At 69.8% G+C, this 4,601-nt stretch carries 3 protein-coding genes; all 3 read left to right on the forward strand.

Features of this window, described 5'->3' with window-relative positions; translation table 11 throughout:
- The coding region (gene dnaK / locus VMR86_08170; GenBank protein HTO07022.1) for a molecular chaperone DnaK at positions 1-1,795 on the forward strand (1,795 nt) is incomplete at its 5' end.
- Entirely contained in the window at positions 1,792-2,247 is a 456-nt protein-coding gene (locus tag VMR86_08175; protein ID HTO07023.1) for an Hsp20/alpha crystallin family protein, read from the forward strand. The genes dnaK and VMR86_08175, both read left to right, overlap by 4 nt.
- Positions 2,244-4,601 (forward strand): endopeptidase La (gene lon, locus VMR86_08180; GenBank protein HTO07024.1); only part of this gene is annotated, 2,358 nt, incomplete at its 3' end. The genes VMR86_08175 and lon, both read left to right, overlap by 4 nt.

Raw genomic sequence — 4,601 nt, forward strand, 5'->3', positions numbered from 1 at the left:
GAGCGTCGTCGCGTATCTCGAGAGCGGCGAGCGCCTCGTCGGCGCGCCGGCGAAGCGTCAGGCGGTCACCAATCCGCGCAACACGATCTACTCGATCAAGCGCTTCATGGGCCGCCGCATGAGCGAGATCACGAGCGAGCAGAAGCTCGTGCCGTACAAGGTGGTGCCCGGCAAGAACGACCTCGCCACGGTCGAGGCCGGCGGGAAGAGCTACACGCCGCCCGAGATCTCCGCGATGATCCTGCAGAAGCTGAAGGTCGCGGCGGAGGCCTATCTCGGCCAGCCCGTGACTCAGGCGGTGATCACCGTCCCCGCCTACTTCAACGACGCCCAGCGCCAGGCGACCAAGGACGCCGGCACGATCGCGGGGCTCGAGGTGCTGCGGCTCGTGAACGAGCCGACCGCGGCCTCGCTCGCCTACTCGCTCGACAAGAAGAAGGACGAGAAGATCGCCGTGTACGACCTCGGCGGCGGCACGTTCGACATCAGCGTGCTCGAGGTCGGCGACAACACGGTCGAGGTGCTCTCGACCAACGGTGACACGCACCTGGGCGGCGACGACTTCGACGATCGCGTCATGCGCTATCTGGTCGAGGAGTTCCGGAAGGACCAGGGCGTCGATCTCACCAAGGACCCGATGGCGATGCAGCGCCTGAAGGAGGCCTCGGAGAAAGCCAAGATCGAGCTCTCCACGGTGAGCGAGACCGAGATCAACCTGCCGTACATCACGGCGGACGCGTCCGGTCCCAAGCACCTGAACCTGCGCCTCTCGCGCGCGAAGTTCGAGCAGCTGATCGACGACCTGATCCAGCGCACGCTCGAGCCGGTGCGCAAGGCGTGCAAGGACGCCGGTGTGTCGCCGGGCGACATCGACGAGGTGGTGCTGGTCGGTGGCTCGATCCGCATCCCCAAGGTGCAGGAGCTGGTGAAGAGCTTCTTCGGCAAGGAGCCGCACCGCGGCGTGAACCCGGACGAGGTGGTCGCGGTCGGCGCGGCGATCCAGGCCGGCGTGCTCACGGGCGAGGTCAAGGACGTGCTCCTGCTCGACGTGACTCCGCTGTCGCTCGGCATCGAGACACTCGGCGGAGTGACCACCAAGCTGGTCGAGCGCAACACCACGATCCCGACCAAGCGCAGCCAGACCTTCTCGACGGCGGCCGACAACCAGCCGCAGGTGGAGATCCACGTGCTGCAGGGCGAGCGCGAGATGGCGTCCGACAACCGCACGCTCGGGCGCTTCATCCTCGACGGGATCCCGCCCGCGCCGCGCGGCATGCCGCAGATCGAGGTCACCTTCGACATCGACGCGAACGGCATCCTGTCGGTCTCCGCCAAGGACAAGGCGAGCGGCAAGCAGCAGTCGATCCAGATCCAGGGCTCGAGCGGGCTCGAGAAGTCGTCGATCGAGCAGATGGTGCGCGACGCCGAGAGTCACGCGGCCGAGGACAAGACGCGCCGCGAGCGCATCGACGCCAGGAACGAGCTCGACGGCCGGGTCTATGCGGCCGAGAAGGCGGTGACCGAGAACAAGGAGAAGATCCCGGTGGCCGCGCTGAACGCCGCCGAGAGCGCGATCGCCGCGGCCAAGGCCGCGGTGGCCAACGAGGCGGCGTCCGCCGCCGAGCTGAAGTCGAAAGCGCAGGAGCTCGAGCGCGCCATGCACGCGATCTCCGAGGTGCTGTACAAGGCCGAGGCCGCCGGGCAGCCCGGCGCCGCGCAGAGCCCGCCGCCGGGCGGCGCGAGCGCGGGCAACGGCGACCAGGTGGTCGACGCCGACTTCACCGAGGAGAAGTGAGTCAGCGGGGCGAGATGCAGGTCCAACGCGGCAGGATCGCGCGCGAGCTCGCGGAGCTCGAGGAGCAGATGGACCACGCCTTCGAGCGCGCGCTCGCGGGCGCGGTCCGCCTGCCCGCCGCGGACGCCTGGCGCCCGGCGCTCGACGTCTACGAGACCGAGCGCGCGATCGTGGTCCGCGTCGAGCTCGCGGGCGTGTCCAGCGACGACGTGCGCGTGGTCGTCGATGGCGAGTATCTCCAGATCACCGGCCGGCGCGCGCTCGGACGCCCGGGCGAGGGGCGCCGGCATCTCTTGATCGAGATCGCCCAGGGCTCCTTCGAGCGCGTGCTGCGCACGCGCGCGGAGTACGATCCCGAAGGGGTGAGCGCGCGGCTCGAGAACGGGCTGCTCACGATCGAGCTGCCCAAGCAGGAGAAGGGAGCCCGCGTGATCGCGGTGAAGTCGCAGTGACCAGCGAAGAGCTGCGCGCGGAAGAGACGGAGACGCCGCCGGAGCGCGTGCGCGTCCCGGCCGACGAGCCCCTGCCCGAAGTCCTGCCGGTGCTGCCGCTGCGCAACACCGTGTTGTTCCCCACGCTCGTCGCGCCCATGGTCGCGACCACCGAGCGCGCGAAGCGCCTGGTCGACGACGCGCTGGCCGGCGACCGCCTGATCGTGACCGTGGCCGCGCGCGACCCGGAGAAGACCGAGCCCGGCCCCGACGACCTGTACCGGGTCGGCACGGCCGTGCGCGTGCTGCGCATGTCCAAGAGCGAAGACGGCGCGCAGCGCCTCTGGGTCCAGGGTGTGCGGCGCGTGGCGATCGAGGGCTGGGTCGAGACCGCGCCCTACCTGCGCGGCCGCATCCGCCCGCTCGAAGAGACGGTGGTGAGCGGCCTCGAGCTCGAGGCGCTGCACCGCAACGTGAGTCGCCAGTTCGCCGTGGTGGCCGAGGGCTCCCAGAACGTGTCCGAGCCCGTGCGCACCATGGTCGCGCAGCTCACCGACTCGTCGGCACTCGCCGACGTGGTGGCGTCGAACCTCGGCCTCTCGGTCGACGAGCGCCAGCACCTGCTCGAGATGCTCGACGTCCAGAAGCGGCTCGAGAGGCTCTCCGAGCACCTGGCGCGCGAGCAAGAGGTGCGCTCGCTCGAGCAGGAGATCCGCTCGCAGGTGCAGGAGGAGCTGTCCCGCAGCCAGCGCGAGTACGTGCTGCGCGAGCAGGCGCGCGCCATCCGCCGCCAGCTCGGCGAGTACGAGTCACCCAGCGAGCAGGTCGACGACCTGCGCCGGCGCATCGAAGAGGCCAAGGTCCCCGAGGCCGTGATGGAGGTCGCCGAGCGCGAGCTCCAGAGACTCGCGGCGCAGCCGCCCGGCGCGATGGAGGCCGGCACGATTCGCAACTATCTCGAGTGGATCGCCGAGCTGCCGTGGTCGAAGTCGACCGAGGACCACATCGACGTGGCCCGCGCGCGCGAGATCCTGAACGAGGACCACTACGACATCGAGAAGGTGAAGGACCGGATCCTCGAGTTCATCGCGGTGCTGAAGCTGAAGCGCGATCTGCGCGGTCCGATCCTGTGCTTCGTGGGTCCGCCGGGCACGGGCAAGACGTCGCTCGGGCGCTCGATCGCCCGCGCGCTCGGGCGCAAATACGCGCGCCTCTCCCTGGGCGGCGTGCGCGACGAGGCCGAGATCCGCGGTCACCGGCGCACCTACGTGGGCTCGCTGCCCGGGCGCATCCTGCAGACGCTGCGGCGCGCGGGCACGAACAACCCGGTGTTCATCCTGGACGAGATCGACAAGCTCGGCGCCGATTTCCGCGGTGACCCGTCGTCGGCCATGCTCGAGGTGCTCGACCCGGAGCAGAACTCGAGCTTCAGCGACCACTATCTCGAGGTTCCGTTCGACCTGTCGAAGGTGCTGTTCATCGCCACGGCGAACGTGCTCGAGAACGTCCCGCCCGCGCTGCGCGACCGCATGGAGGTGATCGAGCTGCCGGGCTACACGGAAGAGGACAAGCTCGAGATCGCGCGCCGGCACCTCCTGCCGCGCCAGCTCGCCGAGCACGGACTCAGCGACCGTGCGCCGGTGTTCACCGACGACGCGGTGCGCGCGATCATCCGCAACTACACGCGCGAGGCCGGCCTGCGCAATCTCGAGCGCGAGCTGGGCAAGATCGCGCGCAAGCTCGCGCGCCGCGCCGTCGAGGGCGACGACCAGGCGTCGAGCGTCGACGCGGCCGACCTGCACGCGCTGCTCGGTCCGGCGCACTTCGAGCCCGAGGTCGCGGGCCGCGTGCAGATTCCCGGCGTGTCGGTCGGGCTGGCCGTCACCGAGGCGGGCGGCGAGATCTTGTTCATCGAGGCCACGCGCATGCGCGGCAAGGGCGAGGTCAAGATCACCGGCTCGATCCGCGACGTGATGCGCGAATCGGCGATGACCGCCGTGTCACTGGTGCGCACGTCCGCGCGCCAGCTCGGACTCGATCCCAAGCTGTTCAGCGAGAGCGACATCCACATCCACATCCCGGCGGGCGCGATCCCGAAGGACGGCCCGAGCGCGGGCATCGCGATCGTGACCGCTCTGCTCAGTCTCTTGCTCGACAAGCCGGTGCCGCCCGACCTGGCGATGACCGGCGAGATCACCCTGCGCGGCAAGGTCTTGCCCGTGGGCGGAATCAAAGAGAAGATCCTCGCGGCGCGGCGCGCGGGGGTGACGCACGTGCTGATCCCCGCGGCCAACGAGAAGGACCTGGTCGAGATTCCGGCCGACCGAATCTCGAACCTGAAGATCGAGCCGGTAGAGAGGATCGAGCAAGTGGCG

The organism is Myxococcota bacterium (genome assembly GCA_035498015.1).
Taxonomy (GTDB): domain Bacteria; phylum Myxococcota_A; class UBA9160; order SZUA-336; family SZUA-336; genus VGRW01.